Source organism: Bifidobacterium sp. N5G01, from assembly GCF_002742425.1.
Lineage (GTDB): Bacteria > Actinomycetota > Actinomycetes > Actinomycetales > Bifidobacteriaceae > Bifidobacterium > Bifidobacterium hominis.
This window is the reverse complement of the sequence record NZ_NJNP01000006.1, coordinates 39,488-59,328: the sequence shown is the minus strand read 5'-3', so window position 1 is coordinate 59,328 and position 19,841 is coordinate 39,488. Positions and strand designations below refer to the sequence as shown.

Genomic DNA, 19,841 nt, shown 5'->3' with positions numbered 1-19,841 from the left:
CTGTACCTTCTGGGACTCATTCAGGTTCAGCGTAGGGCGATTCGGGTGGCGCAAACCCCCATACCAGTGTGTATAAGGTGGTAGTATGTGCCGTTCCGGTACGTTCGTTTGCGAAGGTAATCTGCGAGCGTGGAAAAGGTATTCCGTTTTGTCGGGTGAATGAGGTCGATATGACGAAAAGGCAGTTTAGCAACACGGAGGTCGAGTATCTTCGTGCGTTGCCGGCGGTTGAGTCGGTTACGCAGAACAGAATCACGTATTCGCGTGATTTTCAAATCAGCTGCATGCGCAGATATTTGGATGGCGAGAGGCCAAGTTCGATTTTCACGTCGGCTGGATTGAGTCCTGCGATTGTCGGTCGCAAGCGTGTGGAGCGTAATATCGCGCGCTGGAAGGTGGATCCGGATATCATGGCCGCCGCGAAAAGCGGAGGTTCGTCGGGGCCGTTGTCTGCCGAGACGCGCGAGCGACTGGTGTCCGTTCAGCTGGGGCAGATTCGGTCGTTGACATGTCAGGTACTTGAACTGAAGGATCGCATCGACGTTTTGGAACGGCAATTGAAAGAAATACAGAGATGAAGTGCGATAGCTGAAAAAAATAGATTGTTTTTTCGGCGCGTGTTTAGTAAATCTTCCATATAGTGATTGTCGGACGGAGTCTTTGAAGTCCCTCTTCTGCTGACGTCTGTTTTATTGGCCCGTGCGAATATTGGTTGCTTTATCGCTTCGCTTCAGACCGTCGTACGGGCTTCTTCTTACTCTGGTAGAGGTAGTTGGGATTAAATGTAAGAGGCTGAACATGACCGCATATATGGATCATAAGAATCTTGCCAATGAGGTGATCGACGACGTGCGCGCCGTGCAGATCGCCGATGGCGTGCATCGCGTGTTGGATCGTATCGCGTCGGCCGAGCAGCATGCTGGTCGTGACGCGGGTTCCGTGCGCCTGCTTGCCGCTACGAAGACGCGCGATGTGGGCGAGATCATGGCGGCGATCGACGCGGGCGTGCGCATGATCGGCGAGAATCGTCCGCAGGAAGTGACGGCGAAGGCCGAAGGGTTGATGGCGCGTTGCGCGGAACGCGGGTTTGCGTTGGGTGTTGCCGACGATTCCGGCATCGCGTCCGCTTCAGACGATTCCGAAGTCGCTTGCGAGCGCATTCCGTTCCATCTGATCGGCCAGCTGCAAAGCAATAAGATCGGCAAGGTGTTGCCGGTCGTCAATGCCATCGAATCGGTTGATTCCCTTGATCTGGCGGAAAAGATTTCACGTAGGGCGGTGGCGCGCGGCATCACCGTGGGTGTGCTGCTGGAAGTCAATGAATCGGGCGAGGCGTCGAAATCCGGTTGCAATCCGGCGTATGCCATTCGCGTCGCGCAGAAAATCGGCACATTGGACGGGCTTGAATTGCAGGGTCTGATGACCATTGGCGCGCATGTGAGCGACGAAACCGCCATTCGCCGGGGATTCGAGCATCTGCGTAGAACTCGCGATCATATTCTCGAATCGGGGGAGCCTGGCACGCAGTCTTGCCGTGAACTGTCGATGGGTATGACTGGCGATATGGAACTTGCGATTGCGGAAGGATCCACTATCGTGCGCGTCGGCACCGCGATTTTCGGTGAGCGTGCTTTTATCTGACGTTTTCTTCCTGTGACGGGCCTTCGCATGATGTGATGGCCCTTTTTTTTTTCGATGTTTTTGATTGTCGGGCGTCGCATGTCGATGATATGGACGATTCGACGATTGTTGCGGGTAGACTGGCAAGCATGAGAATCGCACGTTTTTCGCATAATGATGTACCGCAATACGCTTTCGTGCAGACCGATGAAAGCGACGGTAAGGACTATCTCGTAGCGCTTGAGGGGCATCCTCTGGCCGGTGCCGGCGTGAAGCCGACCGGCGAGCGTTTTCCGGTGGACGGCGATGGCATCCGTCTGCTCTCTCCGGTGATTCCGTCGAAGGTGTATGGTCTGGCCAAAAATTATGAGGCGCACGCGCAGTTCATGCATGAAGCCGGCCATTCCGATATCAAGCATGCTCCGGAAGACATGGTGATCTTCTCCAAGCCGAGTACGTCGGTGATCGGTCCGGATGATCCGATTGTGATTCCGTCATATTCGAACGACATGAATTTCGAGCCGGAAGTGGCTGTGGTGATGGGCCGCATCGCCAAGAATGTGTCGGTCGAACAGGCCATGGACTATGTGCTCGGTTTCACCTGCGTGAACGATGTGACATTGCGCGATCTGCAGGGGCTTGACCCGATGTGGACGCGCGCGAAGGGCTTCGACACGTCCTGCCCGCTTGGCCCGTGGATTGTGACTCGTGACGACTTGGATTGGAAGGATGCGAAGATCTCCTTCACGCTGAATGGCGAGGATGTCGAGTTGGCTTCCGGCACCACGGCGAACCTGATTCACGGCATTCCCGAGCAGATTGCCGCGATTTCCAGCTTTACGACGCTGCTGCCGGGCGATGTAATTCTGACGGGCACCCCGAACGCTTCCGGACATCTCGATCCGGGCGACGAGGCAATCGTGCACGTCGAAGGCATCGGCAGCCTGCGCAATGTGGTAGTGCGCGGCTGATCGTCGATTGGCATATTGCGGATATGAAGGCCGTCATCTTTCGTGGATGGCGGCCTTTTCGCGTTTTTTCACGACTTTCCGTGCGGTGAATAAAAGTTGAGTGTTGCGGACTCAACTTTTGGGAATAGAATGGTGGTGAAGTCGGTTGAGCATATCAGACAACGACATATGCGTCGACGCAACCGTGCGAAAACCGGACGTTCGACGCGAACCATGGAGGATGATATGGAACAGAAGTTCACCACAATGGCGCAGGAAGCCATTTCCGACGCCGTGCAGAACGCGTCGGCTGCAGGCAACGCGCAAGTCGAAACCCTGCACCTGCTTGACGCGCTGCTGCGTCAGGAAAACGGCGTAATCCGCGGACTGATCGAAGCTGCGGGAGGCAACGCGCAGAACATCAGCGCAGCCGTGCACCAAGCGCAAGACACGCTGCCGAGCGCCAGCGGATCGACCACCGCGCAGCCGCAGGTCAGCAGGCAACTGTCCGCCGTGCTTGCACAAGCGGGCAAGGAAATGCAGCAGATGGGCGACGAATACGTCTCCACCGAACATCTGCTCATCGCCATCGCAGCGGCAAAACCAAACCAAAGCGCGCAAATCATGGAACAATACGGCGTGACCGCCGACGCGCTACGAAAAGCTGTGCCATCGATTCGAGGAGGCGCGAAAGTGACCAGCCCCGATGCTGAAGGGTCGTACAAAGCCCTCGAAAAGTACTCGACCGACCTGACCGCGGCCGCGAAAGAAGGCAAACTCGACCCGGTGATCGGTCGCGATCAGGAAATCCGCCGTGTGATCCAGATCCTGAGCCGCCGTACCAAAAACAACCCGGTCCTGATTGGTGAGCCGGGCGTGGGCAAAACCGCTGTGGTGGAAGGCCTCGCACAGCGCATCGTCGCCGGCGACGTGCCGACAACCTTGCAAAACAAGAAGCTCATTTCGCTTGATTTGGGCTCCATGGTGGCCGGTTCAAAATACCGTGGCGAATTCGAGGAACGTCTGAAGAGCGTGCTGCAGGAAATCAAGAACGCCGACGGGCAGATCATCACCTTCATCGATGAGATCCACACCATCGTTGGCGCGGGCGCGGCCGAAGGATCCATGGATGCGGGCAATATGCTCAAGCCCATGCTTGCACGCGGCGAACTACGCCTGATCGGCGCCACTACGCTCGATGAATACCGTGAGAACATCGAAAAGGACCCGGCGTTGGAACGTCGTTTCCAGCAAGTGTTCGTAGGAGAGCCGAGTGTTGAAGACACCATCGCCATTCTGCGCGGCATCGCGCCGAAATACGAAGCCCACCACAAGGTAACCATCGGCGACGACGCGCTCGTGGCCGCGGCAACACTGTCGAACCGGTATATTTCCGGCCGTCAGCTGCCAGACAAGGCCATCGACCTGGTGGACGAGGCCGCATCCCACCTGCGCATGGAACTCGACTCCTCGCCTGAGGAAATCGACGAACTGCAACGCCAGGTCGACCGACTCAAAATGGAGAAGTCATACCTGCTTGGCAATCCGAAAGACGATGCCGCCGCAAGCAAAGCCGAAAGCGAGCTTGACGAAAGCGCTAAGGAACGTCTCGACGACCTCAATAAGGAAATCGCAGACAAAAGCGAAAAACTCAACGGTCTGAAAGCACGCTGGGACGCCGAAAAGAACGGACACAACCGCATCGGCGACCTGCGCAAGAAGCTCGACGAACTGCGCACCCAAGCCGAACGGTACGAGCGCGAAGGCGATCTGGCGAAATCCTCCGCCATCAACTATGGCGAAATTCCGGCCATCCAGAAGGAAATCGCACAAGCCGAACAAAACGAGGCGGTGGCCAAGAATGGTGCGGCCGGCGTGACTGGCGACGACGGCGCGGCGGATGACATTCCGATGGTGCCGGACCGCGTCGACGCCGATTCCGTGGCCGAAATCGTGTCCGACTGGACGGGCATTCCCGTCGGCCGCCTCATGCAAGGCGAAAACGAGAAGCTGCTGACCATGGAAGATTACCTCGGCAAGCGTGTGATCGGCCAGAAAGAAGCTATTCAAGCTGTTTCTGATGCAGTACGCCGATCGCGCGCGGGCATTTCCGATCCGAACCGCCCGACGGGATCGTTCCTGTTCCTTGGACCGACCGGCGTGGGTAAGACGGAACTTGCCAAGGCGCTCGCCGACTTTCTGTTCGACGATGAAAAAGCCATGGTGCGCATCGACATGAGCGAGTACATGGAGAAGGCCTCCGTGTCTCGTCTGATCGGTGCTGCGCCGGGCTACATCGGCTATGAGGAGGGTGGTCAGCTGACTGAGGCCGTGCGTCGCCGCCCGTATTCGGTGGTGCTGTTCGATGAGGTTGAAAAGGCCAATCCTGAAGTGTTCGACGTGCTGTTGCAGGTGCTCGACGACGGCCGCTTGACCGACGGGCAGGGTCGAACCGTGGACTTCAAGAACACGATTCTGATCATGACCTCCAACCTTGGCTCGCAGTTCCTGGTGAACACCGAACTGGATGACGAAGCCAAGAAGAAGGCCGTGATGGACGCCGTGCACATGCAGTTCAAGCCGGAATTCATCAACCGCTTGGATGAACTGGTCATGTTCCACCCGCTTACACGCGAAGAACTTGGCGGCATCGTGGACATTCAGGTGGCGCAGGTTTCGGCCCGCTTGGCGGATCGCCGCATCAAGCTGGATGTTACCGATTCGGCGCGCGATTGGCTCGCCAACACCGGTTACGATCCGGCGTATGGCGCTCGCCCGCTGCGTCGTTTGGTGCAAACCGAAGTCGGCGACCAGCTGGCGCGCATGCTGCTGGCTGGCGAAGTGCACGACGGCGACACCGTGCTTGTGGACCAGACCGGCGGCGACCATTTGGAGCTTTCCTCGTGGGCGCCGGGGCAGATCGACGACGATTTTTCGGCGGAAGCTAAGTGACGGTCGGAGTCATTCGGCTGATCGGTTTGGCCTGACTGACTGTCGCTTGGCCGAGTCGCGAAAACGGTCTAACCGTTGACGATGGGCGGACTGCGCATATGCGGGTCCGCCCATTTTTCGCGACTGCGCGATTTTCTGCGAAAACCGTTTTTACCGTGACGGTTGGCGGTCGTATGCCTGCAAAACCAAGCCTGCGACCGTCAAAACCGTCGCACCGATCAACACGGCAATCGTAAGCTTCGGCTGAAGTCCGAAAATCAGCCACAAAGCGAACGTCCAAACCGCGATGACCATCGTCACGGTCGCGGTAATCTGCGTTACCCGCGTGCGAATCTCATATACGATGCTGGCTTGGATAAGCGTATCCGTGCTTTGCTGTGTTTCTTGTGTTTTTTGCGTTTCCTGCGATTGTATTTCCTGCGTCTCTTGCAATTGTGCGGTCGGAATATCGCCTTCCGATGCTTTCTTTGCCGTGGGGCGTTGCTCGATCATCGAAATTGCAAGCGCCAGCACGGCGACCATGCTTGCGAAAGCGAAACATTGGTTGCGTGATCTTTCGGGGGAAAGCCACGACACCACGCACGCCAGCAGGCTGTAAGCGTACACGATGGTCATGGCGAGTGACAGCAGCGAATCCGCGTTAGGCGTGCGGCTTTTCAAGGCGGCGGTGCCATGATTGTGCATCGGCGCGGCGCAATAGAACATGACCGGTGTGGCGATGATGGCGTGCAGCCATGGATTGGTCAGCCAGTGGGGGAGTGCGATGCCGCCGAATGTCAGCATGGTTACGGTGAATGTGGGAATGGTCGATATGGTTGCGATGACGAGACGCTTGGCAATGTCGCTTCTGTGTGTTTTGCCGGCTATCTCGTCTGGATTTTCGACGTGATTTTCGGTGGGTTTTTCGGTGGGTTTTTCATCGGTGATGTGCTGGTGGGAGGGGGCTGTGACATCGTTTTCTCTTAGGAATAGCCTGAGGATGGCCCAAGTGGCCACGGCCGCCGCAACAATTGCCGCCACCGTCATGAACAAATCGAATCCCATGTGTTTCCGAACCCCCGGATTGCCTCTTGAATACCTCTCGAATATTCAGCGTGCTCGCGTTGCCGCCATGTTCGTGAGCACGCTTCGGCTCCAAGCATAATGCAGCTGGGCGCGGTTGTCTTGCGAAGCTTGATCTTTCAAGATGTCCTGGGCATGCTGTTATATAGAACATATGTTCGACAATCCTGTGTTTGTGGTGATTCTTCTGGTGGTTGTGGCCGCGCTTGGAGCTGCGGCCGGCTTTTTCGTGGGCCGCGCTAAAGGGCAGGAAATGGCCCGTGATGCGAAAACCGCTGATCTTAACGAGGCAAAAGCGCAGATCGAAGCTGATCGGCAGGAAATCAGCGAATTGTCCACATCGGTGACCCAATACCGTACGCAGGCGGAAGGGTTGGCCCAACAGTTGACCTATCTCAAATCGCAGCTCGCGCAGGCCCAGCGGGCCGAACAGGAACGTGTGGAGCGTGAGCGTGAGCGTGCCGCGGCCGAAGCGGAACGCAAGCAGGCCGAAAACGAGCGAAAACTGCAGGAGCAGAGCAAGGTATTGTCAGCGCTCGCGCCCGTGCAGAAGAATCTTGATGCCCTGCAGCAGAAGGTTTCACAAATCGAAGAGGGCCGCAAGCGGGAAATGGGTGCGCTTGGCGAACAACTCAAGGGCCTTGGCGAACAGCAGGCCCGTCTTGACCGCGAGACCAACGCTCTGTCGTCCGCGTTGCGCAACAACAAGGTGCGCGGCGCGTGGGGTGAGGCGCAGTTGAGGAATATCGTGGAATCCGCCGGGCTGCTGGAACACGTGGATTTCGATACGCAGGTGGTCGTCACCGATGCGGACGGTCGCGCGCAGCGTCCGGATATGATCATCCACATGCCGGGCGGCAAGACCATTCCGATCGATGCAAAGGCCCCGTATGCCGATTATCAGAAAGCGTGTGAAATTCCCGACACCGCCACGCCTGAGGAGTTGGCACGAAAGTCGGAATTGCTGCATGCGCATGCCAAAGCGGTGCGCGATCATGTGAAAACCTTGGGCGACAAGGCCTATTGGAATGCGTTCGACGACGCGCCGGACTTCGTGATCGCCTTCATTCCCAACGAATCCTTGTTGCAGGCGGCTTTGGAAACCGATCCGACGCTGATGGACGACGCGTTTGCGCGCAAGGTTGCCTTGACTTCGCCGATTACCTTATGGGCGGTGCTGAAGTCCGTGGCGTACGCGTGGCAGCAGCAAAGCCTGACCGATGACGCGAAAATGCTGTTCGACCTGTCCCGCGAATTGTATGAACGGTTCGCCGTGCTCGGGGACCGTGCCACCAAGCTGGGGTCCGCCATCACCAAAACGGTCGGCGCCTACAATGCGTTCGCCTCGTCGTTGGAATCACGCGTGTTGGTCACCGCACGCAAGTTGCAGCGCGTCGACCAGAGCAGAATCATCGAACCCGTGAGCATGATCGCGCCCGAAAAGGCCGATGTCCGCGAACTCAACGCTCCCGAAACCAGTGCACAGTAATCTTTGCCTGATACGTGTCGGTATGAGATAAGGTTTGACGAGCCGAAAGGATAGGCTAGGAGCATGACCGAAGAGAAGACTTTCCGTAAGACCAAGTCGGTTGCTGCGACCGCCGATGCTCCCGCTCATAGCGACATCGATTTCGCCATGCTTGAGCCGCGTGACCAGCTGAAGTCGCTGTTGCAGGCTGAAATGGCCGACAAGCCATTCTCGGAGCTTTCCTCCGTGCTGTTCGACCATCGTGGCGCTTCGATCGTTGGGCATATCCTGTTGGACACGTTGGAAGAGGCCGGTTATTCCGTGGACGATTTCGACGCGGTGGGTGCGTTGACCGCGGCCGCGGTTCCGCTGGTGTCCGCCATGATTCAGGCGGCCGCTTCTCGTGGGGAGAATCTTAACGGTTTCGTGATGGATTTCGTGTATCCGTCCATCAAGGGGCCTTCGATCGCAGGCAAGCGCGTGGTTTTGTTGGATTCCTGGTTATCTGAAAAGTCGTATGTGCAGACGTCCTCGTTGGTTACGTTGCGCAATGGCAACGAGTTGAGCCTTGACTTCTCCGTGGTAAAAAACGAGGGTGCTAAAGTGCTTGCCGTCGCATCGCTGATTGGTGGCGTCGATATGGCGTCGCCTTCTATCAAGGTCATCAATCCGGTTGACGGAAGCGAATCCGATCTGCCGTTTGTGGAAGTATTCAAGGAATCGGAACTTCATTAAGCGTCACAACACTGAGTATCGAAGTGTTGCAGCTTTTCGGTTGCATTGGTGGTTCGGTGACGCTAAATAGCGTGTTTCACGGAACGTTTTACGACTTTGCGTCTAGTTGGATCAATTAATGAGTTGTGAGGAGGAATCGCGTGCATCAGCCTAATCCCATCGATATTGCGGCGAAAGCATCCGGAGAGCCGGTCTTTCGTGAAGTGGGCGTAGGACCATGGGCTGAAGCGCATCTTGGCGAGCCCCGTCCGGATGATCCGCAATCGCCGAATTATGATCGTCGATTCGATTCGTCTCTGCTTGATGAGGGTGATCGCCGCAACGTGCTTGACCGGTATCGTTACTGGACGGTTTCGGCCATCAAAGATGATCTTGACGCTCATGGTCGCCATGATTTTGAGGTTGCCGTGGAAAACTGGACGCACGATTTCAACATCGGATCGATGGTGCGCACTGCCAACGCATTTCAGGCAAAACGCGTGCATATCGTCGGTCCGCATAAATGGAATCGCAAGGGCGCGTTGATGACGGAACTGTACCAGCACGTCGAAAACCACCCTTCCATAACCGAACTGGTCGAATGCTGGAAGCTGCGCATTGCCGGAGAAATCGCGGCGGCGCAATCGCAAGCCTCCGCAATCGCATTACATATGCACGAAAATGCGAAAAGTGGGCACGGTACCGGTATGAACGATGCTGCTTCGCTGAATGAGGGCCGTGCTACTGAGTGTGCTCCAGCTGGCAATTCAATGGATACTTCAACCGCATGTGGCGCTGAAAATGGGAACAGGCTGTCCTATATGACGCAGCTGGCAGCGATCGATCAGCGCATTGCCGAGTTGAAGGCTGCGCGGGTGATTGCGCTTGACATCATTCCGGGTGCGGTGCCGATGGAAACGTATCGCTTCCCGAAGCGATGTCTTATGTTGTTTGGTGCGGAAGGTCCGGGACTGTCCGAAAAGGCACTTGAGCTGGCGGATGACGTGGTCTACATTTCCCAATTCGGTTCGGTGCGTTCCATTAACGCCGGAGCTGCCGCCGCGGTTTCCATGCACGCCTGGATCGCCCAGCACGCCGCACCCCAGTCCTGACCGGCTCCTATCGTTCCAAATCCTCCAGTCACTGGAGGAATCCTCCTGCTGGCAGACTACTCAGCGTCCCGATTTCTCCAGCGATTGGAGGAATCTTCCCGCAGAAAGCCTCACCAGAGACCCAAATCCTCCACCTACTGGAACAATCCTTCCGCTGAGTGCCTTGCTAGAGTCTAGATTTCTCCACTCTCTGGAGGAATCTTCCCGGTGGCGAGCTTTTCAGCGTCCCGACTCTTCCACCTACTGGAGGAATCTTCCCGCAGAAGATCACCCTATGAAACGCAAGGAACCCCAGCGCGCCGCAGTTTCGCAATCAGCGGTTTTGCCGGACTGCATCGTCAAAAATCGGTAGAGAATGGACGAAATCTATCGTGCGTCCGCAATCTAGCAGCGTACGAGAGGGATTCGTGACGACAATTCCGTTTGCGATTACCGCTTTTTCTCTGGGGTATGGACTGTATATGATATTGAGTTTTTCGTGCGGTCGGTATGATCCGTGACTGGGCAATGTTATGGTCAGTCCTTGCCGGTGCAAGATTCGCGGATGATCGAATCCATGGGCTGCGGCGGCTGGTGCGGCGAGGCTGTTCCGGCTGGGCTGGTGCGGCTGGAGCGTGAGGCTGGGGCGATAGGCGAAATGGGTGGGGCGCTAGTCACACAGACGCGTTAATGTTAGGGACATGCCTACTTTCACCAAAGAAGAAATCGTGCATCTGGGCGATTTGGCCCGAATTGCACTCACTGACGAGGAGATCACCCGTCTGCAGGGCGATCTGAACGTCATCGCAGAATCCATCAACAAGGTCCAGGAAGTCGCTACCGACGATGTGGAACCGACTGCAAACCCGATTCCGCTGGAAGCCTACCTGCGCCCGGATGTGCCGGAAACCCCGCTGACTCAGGAAGAAGCAACTGCGGGCGCCCCGGTTTCTGAAGCCGGCATGTTTGTTGCGCCGCGCATTCTAGGGGAGGAGTGACATGAGCGAACTCGTCAAGCTTTCCGCCGCTGAGATGGCGGCCAAGATCAAGACCAAGGAAGTTTCCAGCCGCGAGCTGGTCGAAGCGCACCTCGAAGTCATCGAAGCCGCCGAACCGAGCATCAAGGCCTTCCTGAAGGTATCCGGCGAACAGGCCCTCGAACAGGCCGACGTCTTCGACGCCAAGTCCGATGAGGAAAAGGCTGCACTGCCGGAACTCGCCGGTGTGCCGATCGCCATCAAAGACATGATCGTCACCAAGGGCATCGAAACCACCGCAGCCTCCAAGATCCTCGAAGGCTGGGTGCCCCCGTACGATGCCACCGTCATCGAGAAGCTCAAGGCCGCAGGCATGCCGCTGCTGGGCAAGACCAACCTCGATGAGTTCGCGCAGGGCTCCTCCACCGAACACTCCGCCTACCAGACCACCCACAATCCGTGGGATACCGAGCGCGTCCCGGGCGGTTCCGGCGGTGGCTCTGCAGCTGCCGTGGCTGCATTCGAAGCTCCGCTCGCTTTGGGTACCGATACCGGCGGTTCCATCCGCCAGCCGGGTTCGCTGACCGGTACCGTCGGCGTCAAGCCGACCTACGGCGGCGTCTCCCGCTTTGGCGCGATCGCCATGGCTTCCTCGCTCGACCAGATCGGCCCGTGCTCGCGCACTGTGCTCGACGCGGCCCTGCTCCAGGAAGTGATCGGCGGCCACGACAAGCGTGATTCCACGTCCATTCCGGAAGGCCCGCGCCCGATGGTGGCGGCCGCCCGCGAAGGCATGAAGCGTGATCTGAAGGGCCTCAAGGTCGGTCTGATCAAGGAGCTCGGCGGCGAAGGCTTCCAGCCGGGCGTTATGGCACGTTTCAACGAAGGCGTCAAGAAGCTCGAGGAAATGGGTGCTGAGATCACCGAGGTGTCTCTGCCTCACCTGCCGTACTCCCTCGGCGCGTACTACATCATCATGCCATCCGAGGTCAGCTCCAACCTGGCCCGTTACGATGGCATGCGCTACGGTCTGCGCGTCATGCCGCCGGCGGGTGTTCCTCAGACCGCTGCCAACATGATGGCCTACACTCGTGAAGCCGGCTTCGGCGACGAGGTCAAGCGCCGTATCATCCTCGGTACGTACGCCCTGTCCGCTGGCTATTACGATGCATGGTACGGTTCTGCGCAGAAGGTGCGCACCCTGATCATCGATGACTTCAAGAAGGCTTTCGACAAGGTCGACGTGCTTGTGGGCCCGACCAGCCCGGTCACCGCATTCAAGTTCGGTGAGAAGACTGAGGATCCGATGGCTATGTATGCCATCGATATCACCACCATTCCGGCCAACCTTGCCGGCGTTCCGGCTATGAGCATTCCTGCTGGTCTGAGCGACGACGGTTTGCCGGTCGGCTTCCAGTTCCTCGCTCCGCAGCAGCGCGACGAGGCCATGTACAAGCCTGCCGCAGCTCTTGAAGCAGCTCTCGAGGAAGACTGGAACGGCCCGATCTGGCAGTCCCTGAAGACCCCGTGGCTCGACGGCTCGAACAAGTAAGAAGCATCGGAGGAAAGAAAACAAAATGGCTGAAAAGTTGATGAAGTACGCCGATGCCGTCAAGAAGTTCGACCCGGTCATCGGTCTGGAAACCCATGTTGAGCTGAGCACCACCACGAAGCTGTTCTGCCCGGCCGAAGTCTCGTTCGGTGGCGATCCGAACAGCCAGCTCACCCCGGTGAGCCTTGGTCTGCCGGGCTCTCTGCCGGTAGTCAACAAGACCGCCGTCGATTACGCGATCAAGCTGGGTCTTGCTCTGCATTGCGAAATCGCTGAATGGAGCCAGTTCGCACGTAAGAACTACTTCTACCCGGACATGCCGCGCGATTACCAGATTTCGCAGTACGACAAGCCGACCAACGGCAACGGCTATCTTGATGTGGAACTTGAAGACGGCACCGTGTTCCGCGTGCCGATCGAACGCGCCCACATCGAAGACGACGCCGGTAAGAACACCCACGTCGGTGGTGCTGACGGCCGTATCGAAGGTGCCGATCACTCCTTGGTCGACTACAACCGTGCAGGCGTGCCTCTGATCGAGATCGTGACCAAGCCGATCGAAGGCGCCGGAGACCGTGCCCCCGAAATCGCAGGCGCCTATATGCGCGCCATCCGCGACATCGTGCGTGCGCTGAACATCTCCCACGCTCGTATGGAGCAGGGCAATATGCGCGCCGATGTGAACGTGTCGCTGCGCAACAGCCCGTCCGACCCGTTCGGCACTCGTTCCGAAACCAAGAACGTGAACTCGTTCCGTGGCATTGAAAAGACCATTCAGTATGAGATTCGCCGTCAGGCGGCCATTCTGAGCGAAGGCGGCGAGATTCTGCAGGAAACCCGACACTGGGATGAGGCTTCGCAGACCACCGCCGGCGGCCGCGTGAAGTCCGACGCCGACGATTACCGTTACTTCCCGGATCCGGATCTGGTGATGCTGCACATCACCAAGGAGCACATCGAAGAGATGAAGGCCCAGATGCCGGAAATGCCGCGTGAGCGCCGCAACCGCCTGAAGGGCGAGTGGGGCTTCAACGATCTGGAGATGCGCGACGTGCTTAACGCCGACGCTCTGGACCTGCTTGAGGAAACCGTCAAGGCCGGTGCCACTGCAGCCGGCGCCAAGAAGTGGTGGCTGGGCGAGCTGAGCCGCGAAGCCAACAACAAGGGCGTGAGCCTCGAAGAGCTGCCGATCACTCCGACCGATGTGGCTGAAGTTGAGAAGTTGATCGCCGATGGCAAGCTCAACGACAAGCTGGCCAAGCAGACCGTCGCAGGTGTGCTCGCCGGCGAGGGCACTCCGGATGAGGTCGTCAAGAAGCATGGCTTCCAGGTCGTGTCTGATGACGGTGCTCTCGAAAAGGCCGTGGATGAGGCTCTCGCAGCCAATCCTGACATCGTTGAAAAGCTCAAGAGCGGTAACATGAAGCCGATGGGCGCCATCATTGGTGCCGTCATGCGCGCCACTCGCGGTCAGGCTGACGCGAAAGCCGTCACCAAGATCGTGATGAGCAAGATTAAGTAACGTTTACAACGATTACTCGCGATTGCTGAATCGCACGAAAACGCACGTTCCAAAAACTTGGGACGTGCGTTTTCTTATCTTTCCAGAAGAAAGGGAAAGAGCTAATCACCAGTTGTTTTTCTTACGATTACCGACGTGTCTTTCAATATCAAGTTATGCTGGTAGAGGAAGATTTATAACGATTGCCGCCGCGCTAATTCACAGCTGACATACAGTCGGGTACAATACCCTCGGTACAGGTGCGGCGACGGTCGTACCTGCAATGACGTAGGGGGCGGGAAAAATGCCAGAGAATCTTGAGGCTGCAACACAGGAGCAGTCGGACCGGCAGTCGCGTGAGCTGCCGAAACGTATCGTTGTGCCGCCTATCAAAGGCGAGATGGTGCATCTACGCCCGGCCGTGATCGAGGATCTCGACCGCATGGACGCCATCGAGGCGTACGTCGGCGCTTCCGGAATCACTGGTAAGGACCGAGTCGCCGAGCGTGGCGCGGTGCGTGCGTGGGTACGTCGTTCCGTGGCATGGTCCCAAGGCGAGGCTCCGTCCGAATCCGGTGTGGGGGACCCGGAATCACGTCGCACAATCGCATGGTCCATCATCACCGAAGCCGACCATGATGGCGATGGTAGGATTGATGCCGCGAATTCCGACAATGTGATCGGCATGATTTTCCTGATCGATATTGACGGTTGGGCCCGTTCCGCCCGCATTCAGGTGGTGCTTGGAAAGGATTACAGGGGCCGTGGCTATTCGCGAGACATCATGCCGCGCGTGATGACGTACGGTCTTGCTCCGGAGCCGGCAGGCCTTGGCATGCATCGCATTTGGGTCGCAGTGCCCGAACAGAACACGCGTTCCGTGTCCGTGTACCAGTCGTTGGGATTCGTGCCTTCCGGTCGCTCCCGCGACGCCCTGTGGAACGACTCGCAGAACCGTTACCAAGATCTGATCGTTATGGACACGCTGGTTGACGAGTTTGATCCGATCCGCTCGCTTGACGCGTTCGGCATGCACGTGATCGAAGACAATCCGGGCGTCAAGGAGGCTTTGAGTGCACGCGAGCATTCGATTGCCATTCGACTGAATGAGAAGAATGCCACGAAACCTGATGCGGAAGGCGTGGGCGCCGACGATGCTGCGGCGGCGCAATCCGTGCGGGAAGTTCCTTCTGACGGTATGGATGATGTGGCTGCGTCCCAGCAGAAGAACGTCGAAAGCGTGGATGCTGCGCGGCAAAGCGAGCGTGACGACCGCAAGTCTGTTAATGGTGATGCCGATGTCGAAAACAGCTGGCCGTATACGGCTGGCGAGCGCAAGACGTCGAAGGAAGCTTGGTGGCGTACGCTCGGGCGTGGTCGCAAGCGTGATGTGGAAGGTAAGTGATGAGCGCCGAGGATCTCGATAATTACGAAACCGACGCAGAACTGGCTCTGTATAAGGAATATCGCGACGTTATTAAATTATTTACTTACGTTGTTGAGACGGAACGTCGTTTTTATCTGGCAAATAAAGTCGATTTCAATGTGCGTTCCGCCGGTCAGGATGTGTATTTCGACGTGCGTTTGACCGACGCGTGGGTGTGGGACGTCTATCGTTCCAGTCGTTTCGTCAAGAATGTGCGTATCGTCACTTTCAAGGACGTCAATGTCGAGGAAGTGCAGAAAACCGATATCGACATTCCTGATTCCATATAGTCGATATGGTCGTGCGTGGTCGCGTATCGTTTTGCTCGGCCTGATATTGTCTTGTTTGTTTTAGACCGTTCGGCTTGGTATTGCCTGACTTGGCTTGATTTTGTAAGCATTCGCACAAGTTGCGATGTTCGTTTCCCTACCATCGGGTAGACTATCAGGGATTTTTGTTTTCATAAGGAGACCTCAAAGTGACGCAAAAGCGATCCGTGGTGATTATCGGCGGTGGCCCTGCGGGCCTGACTGCCGCTTGGGAGCTCGTCAAGGACGGTGGCTCCGAGAACTACGATGTGACCGTGCTGGAAGCAACCCGCGAATTCGGCGGCATCTCCCGCACCGTCAAGCATGATGGCAACCGTATGGATATTGGCGGCCATCGTTTCTTCTCGAAGGACGAACGCATCATGGATTGGTGGAAGGGGGTCCTGCCGCTGCAGGGCGCGCCAAGCTATGATGACAAGAAGCTCGGTCGTGAGCACGATATGGAACCGGGCGGGCCGGATCCGGAAGTCGAAGACAAGGTGATGCTCAAGCGCCATCGTGTGTCTCGTATTTACTGGAACCGACACTTCTTTGACTACCCGATTTCCCTGAGTGCCAATACGTTGAAGGCCATGGGTCCGAAGCTTACGTTGGTTGCCGGTTTCAGCTATCTGAAGTCCATGGTGCACAAGCTGCCGGAAGACAATCTGGAGAACTTCTACATCAATCGTTTCGGCCGCAAGCTGTATTCCATGTTCTTCGAGGGGTACACCGAGAAGCTGTGGGGACGTCATCCGTCCCAGATTTCCGCCGATTGGGGTGCGCAGCGCGTCAAGGGCCTGAGCATTATGGGCGTGCTGAAGAATGCGTTCCAGAAGCTCCTGCCGAAGAAGCGCAGCAATGCCGAGGTCGAAACCTCGCTGATCGAGGAATTCTGGTATCCGAAGTATGGTCCGGGCCAGCTGTGGGAAACCGTGGAGGCTAACTGCGAGGCCGCGGGCGTGAAGGTCATTACCGACGCCAATGTGGTGGAGATCCGCCAGTCTGACGGCAAGATCGCTTCCGTGGTGTATGAGGATTCCGAAGGTAATCGCAACGAAATGGCTGCGGACGATTTCATCTCCTCCATGCCGGTCAAGGACCTCATCAACGCAGTGGACGCTTCCAGCAAGCCCGCGCCGAAGGATATGACCGAAATCGCCAACGGCCTGCCGTACCGTGATTTCGTGACCGTCGGTCTGCTCGTCAATCATCTGCGCTTGCCGAACACCACCGACATTCCTACCCTTGGTAATCCGCCGATCGTGCCTGATTGCTGGATTTACGTGCAGGATCCGGGCTATAAGGTCGGCCGCCTGCAGATCTTCAACAACTGGAGCCCGTATCTGGTCAAGGATGTTGATAACACCGTGTGGATCGGTCTTGAATACTTCTGCGAGGAGGGTGATTCCTTCTGGAACATGTCTGACGAGGAGGCGAAGAAGTTCGCCATCCAGGAGCTCACCCGCATGCAGGTCATCAACGGCCCTCAGGATGTGATCGATTCCCATCGCGAGCGCGTGAAGAAGGCATATCCGGCCTACTTCGACACGTACGACCGCATGCCTGAGCTCGTGGAATACCTCGATTCCTTCGGTAACCTGTACTGCGTCGGACGTAACGGACAGCACCGCTACAACAACATGGATCATTCCATGGCCACCGCCATCGAAGCTGTCGGCAATATCAAGAATGGCAAGACGTCCAAGAAGAACGTGTGGTCCGTCAATACCGACAAGAGCTATCACGAGGAAAAGTAGGTTTCGGTAGGATCTCTCGGTAGGATCGGCAAACCGTTGTTTTAGTGCGACGCTCGCGTTGTTTGCCGGCGAAGACCCGTCATGTGATTGCATGGCGGGTCTTTTGCATTGCGATTTGCGATTGACTTGCAATGCTTGATTGACTTGCAATGCTTGATTGGCTCGAATACGTTGGCACGCCTGCGTTGCGTTGGTCTGGATAACGTTGTATGGTTAGAAAAGTTCGAAAACCGTGGTATTTCGCGGCGGACTTTCAGTGGCGGAACATTTTTCCGTATCTCTTTTTTACAGCTGTCGTGGGCGTGTGCCTGCGGGAAGCTAGGGAAAGGCAAAACTAGTGGCAACCAGCCCGAATCTTGAAGATATGAAACTGCCTGAGCTCAAGGAGCTTGCCAAGCAGATGGGCCTTCGTGGCACCTCCACCATGCGTAAGCCGGAACTTATCGCGACGCTTCAGGCTGCTCGTTCCGGCGGCGAGGCGCCGGCCGGCGTGACCGTTCGCGCCCCGAAGTCCGCAGCGTCCGCAGCTTCGGCTGACCCGGCAGCTCAGGTCGCAACTCCATCCGCAGACGCTGAGGTCGCGGCTGGTAGGGCCGAGAATGCCGGCAAGCCTGCTGAGGTTGCCGAGGTCAAGGCCGATGATGCTGAGGATTCTGAAAAGTCGGTTTCCAAAACCTCTAGGAGGACCCGCGTCGAGCGTACTGAGCGTTCCGAGCGCTTCAGCCGCCGTAAGCAGGACGAAGCGCCGGCAAGCGAGGATGCCGTGGGCGTCATGGTCGCTGTGAACGCTTTGGACAGCCTCGACGAGGCTCCGAAGCGCCGTCGTCGCCGTGATACGGAAGCAGCCGCCGATCTGCTCGCCGAATTGGGACTGGATGATGCTTCGCCGAAGCAGGATGACCATCGTCGCCATCGCAAGGATGATGAGGTCAATGCCGAGCCGCGTCGACGTCGCCGTGCGGTGGAGGAGCTGAAGGATGAGGATGTCGTGCGTGATCTCGACGATATTCTCGCCACGCTGCCTTCGCAAGGCAACGAGGGCGACGAGCGCCATGACGAAGCCGAGGATGGCGATTTCACACGTCGTGGCCGTGGCCGTGCCGGTGACAGGGGCGGCGATCGTATGGATCGTCGCGGACGCCGTCTGCGTGGACGTGACCGCGATTATGACGAGCGTGACGATCGTCGTGGCCGCAACAGCGAGCGTAATGACCGCACTGAACGCAACGATCGCACGGATCGCAATGTCGAACGTGTCGAACGCGAACAGCGCCACGAGGAGCCGAAAGAGGATCTCGTGCCAGTCGCAGGCATCGTCGACGTGCTCGACTCCTACGCTTTCGTGCGTACTTCCGGCTATCTGCCGGGTCCGAACGACGTGTACGTTTCCATGGGCCAGGTCAAGAAGTATGGCCTGCGCAAGGGCGACGCCGTGCACGGTTCCATCCGCACTCCGCGTGAGGGCGACCGCCGTAACCAGCGTCAGAAGTTCGTGCCCCTGCAGTCCATCGACTCTATCAACGGCATGACCGTCGAGGCAGCGCAGAACCGCCCGCACTTCAACAAGCTCACCCCGCTGTACCCGCAGGAGCGCCTGAAGCAGGAGACCGCGCCGAACAAGCTCACCGGCCGTCTCATCGACATTGTGGCGCCGATCGGCAAGGGCCAGCGTGGTCTGATCGTGTCTCCGCCGAAGGCCGGCAAGACCATCACCCTGCAGAACATCGCCAATGCGATCGCCACCAACAATCCGGAAGTCCACCTGATGGTCGTGCTCGTGGACGAACGTCCGGAAGAGGTCACCGATATGGAACGCACGGTGCAGGGCGAAGTGATTTCCTCCACCTTCGACCGCCCGGCCTCCGACCACACCACCGTCGCCGAACTCGCCATCGAGCGTGCGAAGCGCCTCGTGGAGCTCGGCCAGGACGTGGTGGTGTTGCTTGACTCCATGACCCGTCTGGCACGTGCTTACAACGTCGCGGCTCCGGCTTCCGGGCGTATCCTTTCCGGCGGTGTTGACGCTCAGGCGCTGTACCCGCCGAAGAAGTTCTTCGGTGCCGCCCGCAATATCGAAAACGGCGGTTCCCTGACCATCATCTCCTCCGCTCTGGTGGAAACCGGTTCCAAGATGGACGAGGTGATTTTCGAGGAGTTCAAGGGCACCGGCAACATGGAATTGCGTCTGAGCCGCGAACTGGCGGACAAGCGCCTGTTCCCAGCCATCGACGTGAACGCTTCCGGCACCCGCCGCGAGGAGCTCATCACCGATCCGCAGGAACTGCCGATCATCTACCGTCTGCGCCGACTGCTTGGCGGTCTCGAGCCTGAGCAGGCCTACCAGACGCTCGTGCCACGTCTGAAGAAGACCGCGACCAACCGTGATTTCATGGCGTCGCTGATTCAGCAGAGCAGCAATAACGCGAATAATGGCAACAATTGATCGCAATTAGTCGCGAG

General features: G+C 57.7%; 15 protein-coding genes. 14 read left to right on the top strand and 1 reads right to left on the bottom strand.

The window, feature by feature from the left end; genetic code table 11:
- Positions 1 to 170 precede the first annotated feature (170 nt).
- The 4 genes from CE168_RS08470 (at position 171) to clpB (ending at position 5,522) form a co-directional block, all read left to right on the top strand.
- Entirely contained in the window at positions 171 to 578 is a 408-nt protein-coding gene (locus tag CE168_RS08470) for an HTH domain-containing protein (RefSeq protein ID WP_033501456.1), read from the top strand.
- A gap of 220 nt (positions 579 to 798) precedes the next feature.
- Complete coding sequence (locus tag CE168_RS08465; RefSeq protein WP_033501455.1) at positions 799 to 1,641, top strand: YggS family pyridoxal phosphate-dependent enzyme; 843 nt, start codon at positions 799 to 801, stop codon at positions 1,639 to 1,641.
- 128 nt (positions 1,642 to 1,769) lie between these two features.
- Positions 1,770 to 2,591 carry a fumarylacetoacetate hydrolase family protein gene (locus CE168_RS08460; protein ID WP_099571998.1) on the top strand — a complete coding sequence of 274 codons (822 nt, stop codon included), beginning with the start codon at positions 1,770 to 1,772 and terminating at the stop codon, positions 2,589 to 2,591.
- Between the two features lie 225 nt (positions 2,592 to 2,816).
- Positions 2,817 to 5,522, top strand: a complete 2,706-nt coding sequence (clpB, locus tag CE168_RS08455) for an ATP-dependent chaperone ClpB (RefSeq protein ID WP_099571997.1) — start codon at positions 2,817 to 2,819, stop codon at positions 5,520 to 5,522.
- A gap of 150 nt (positions 5,523 to 5,672) precedes the next feature.
- Here clpB and CE168_RS08450 read toward each other — a convergent pair whose 3' ends face one another.
- The gene (locus CE168_RS08450) at positions 5,673 to 6,566 is read right to left on the bottom strand and encodes a copper-transporting ATPase (protein ID WP_099571970.1); all 894 of its coding nucleotides are present in this window, start codon (positions 6,564 to 6,566) and stop codon (positions 5,673 to 5,675) included.
- Between the two features lie 172 nt (positions 6,567 to 6,738).
- Between CE168_RS08450 and rmuC the strand changes: the two genes are divergently transcribed.
- From rmuC to rho, 10 genes are all read left to right on the top strand, one after another.
- Positions 6,739 to 8,073 (top strand): DNA recombination protein RmuC, encoded by a 1,335-nt coding sequence (rmuC, locus tag CE168_RS08445; RefSeq protein ID WP_099571969.1) that lies wholly within the window; start codon positions 6,739 to 6,741, stop codon positions 8,071 to 8,073.
- A gap of 63 nt (positions 8,074 to 8,136) precedes the next feature.
- Complete coding sequence (locus tag CE168_RS08440; RefSeq protein WP_099571968.1) at positions 8,137 to 8,787, top strand: orotate phosphoribosyltransferase; 651 nt, start codon at positions 8,137 to 8,139, stop codon at positions 8,785 to 8,787.
- A 140-nt stretch (positions 8,788 to 8,927) separates the two neighbouring features.
- Positions 8,928 to 9,878: a TrmH family RNA methyltransferase gene (locus CE168_RS08435; protein ID WP_099571967.1), complete on the top strand. Its 951-nt coding sequence runs from the start codon at positions 8,928 to 8,930 to the stop codon at positions 9,876 to 9,878.
- 680 nt (positions 9,879 to 10,558) lie between these two features.
- The gene (gene gatC, locus CE168_RS08430; RefSeq protein ID WP_003833990.1) at positions 10,559 to 10,855 is read left to right on the top strand and encodes an Asp-tRNA(Asn)/Glu-tRNA(Gln) amidotransferase subunit GatC; all 297 of its coding nucleotides are present in this window, start codon (positions 10,559 to 10,561) and stop codon (positions 10,853 to 10,855) included.
- A 1-nt stretch (position 10,856) separates the two neighbouring features.
- Positions 10,857 to 12,386, top strand: coding sequence for an Asp-tRNA(Asn)/Glu-tRNA(Gln) amidotransferase subunit GatA (gene gatA / locus CE168_RS08425; protein ID WP_099571966.1), 1,530 nt, complete (start codon positions 10,857 to 10,859; stop codon positions 12,384 to 12,386).
- 25 nt (positions 12,387 to 12,411) lie between these two features.
- A complete protein-coding gene (gene gatB, locus CE168_RS08420; RefSeq protein ID WP_099571965.1) occupies positions 12,412 to 13,908 on the top strand; it encodes an Asp-tRNA(Asn)/Glu-tRNA(Gln) amidotransferase subunit GatB in 1,497 nt (498 codons plus the stop codon).
- 283 nt (positions 13,909 to 14,191) lie between these two features.
- The gene (locus CE168_RS08415) at positions 14,192 to 15,292 is read left to right on the top strand and encodes a GNAT family N-acetyltransferase (RefSeq protein ID WP_099571964.1); all 1,101 of its coding nucleotides are present in this window, start codon (positions 14,192 to 14,194) and stop codon (positions 15,290 to 15,292) included.
- Entirely contained in the window at positions 15,292 to 15,603 is a 312-nt protein-coding gene (locus CE168_RS08410; RefSeq protein ID WP_003833998.1) for a DUF2469 domain-containing protein, read from the top strand. The genes CE168_RS08415 and CE168_RS08410 overlap by 1 nt, the downstream gene beginning before the upstream one ends.
- Positions 15,604 to 15,791: 188 nt before the next feature.
- Positions 15,792 to 17,381, top strand: coding sequence for an NAD(P)/FAD-dependent oxidoreductase (locus tag CE168_RS08405; RefSeq protein ID WP_099571963.1), 1,590 nt, complete (start codon positions 15,792 to 15,794; stop codon positions 17,379 to 17,381).
- A gap of 337 nt (positions 17,382 to 17,718) precedes the next feature.
- Positions 17,719 to 19,824: a transcription termination factor Rho gene (gene rho, locus CE168_RS08400; RefSeq protein ID WP_099571962.1), complete on the top strand. Its 2,106-nt coding sequence runs from the start codon at positions 17,719 to 17,721 to the stop codon at positions 19,822 to 19,824.
- The last annotated feature ends 17 nt before the right edge of the window (positions 19,825 to 19,841 follow it).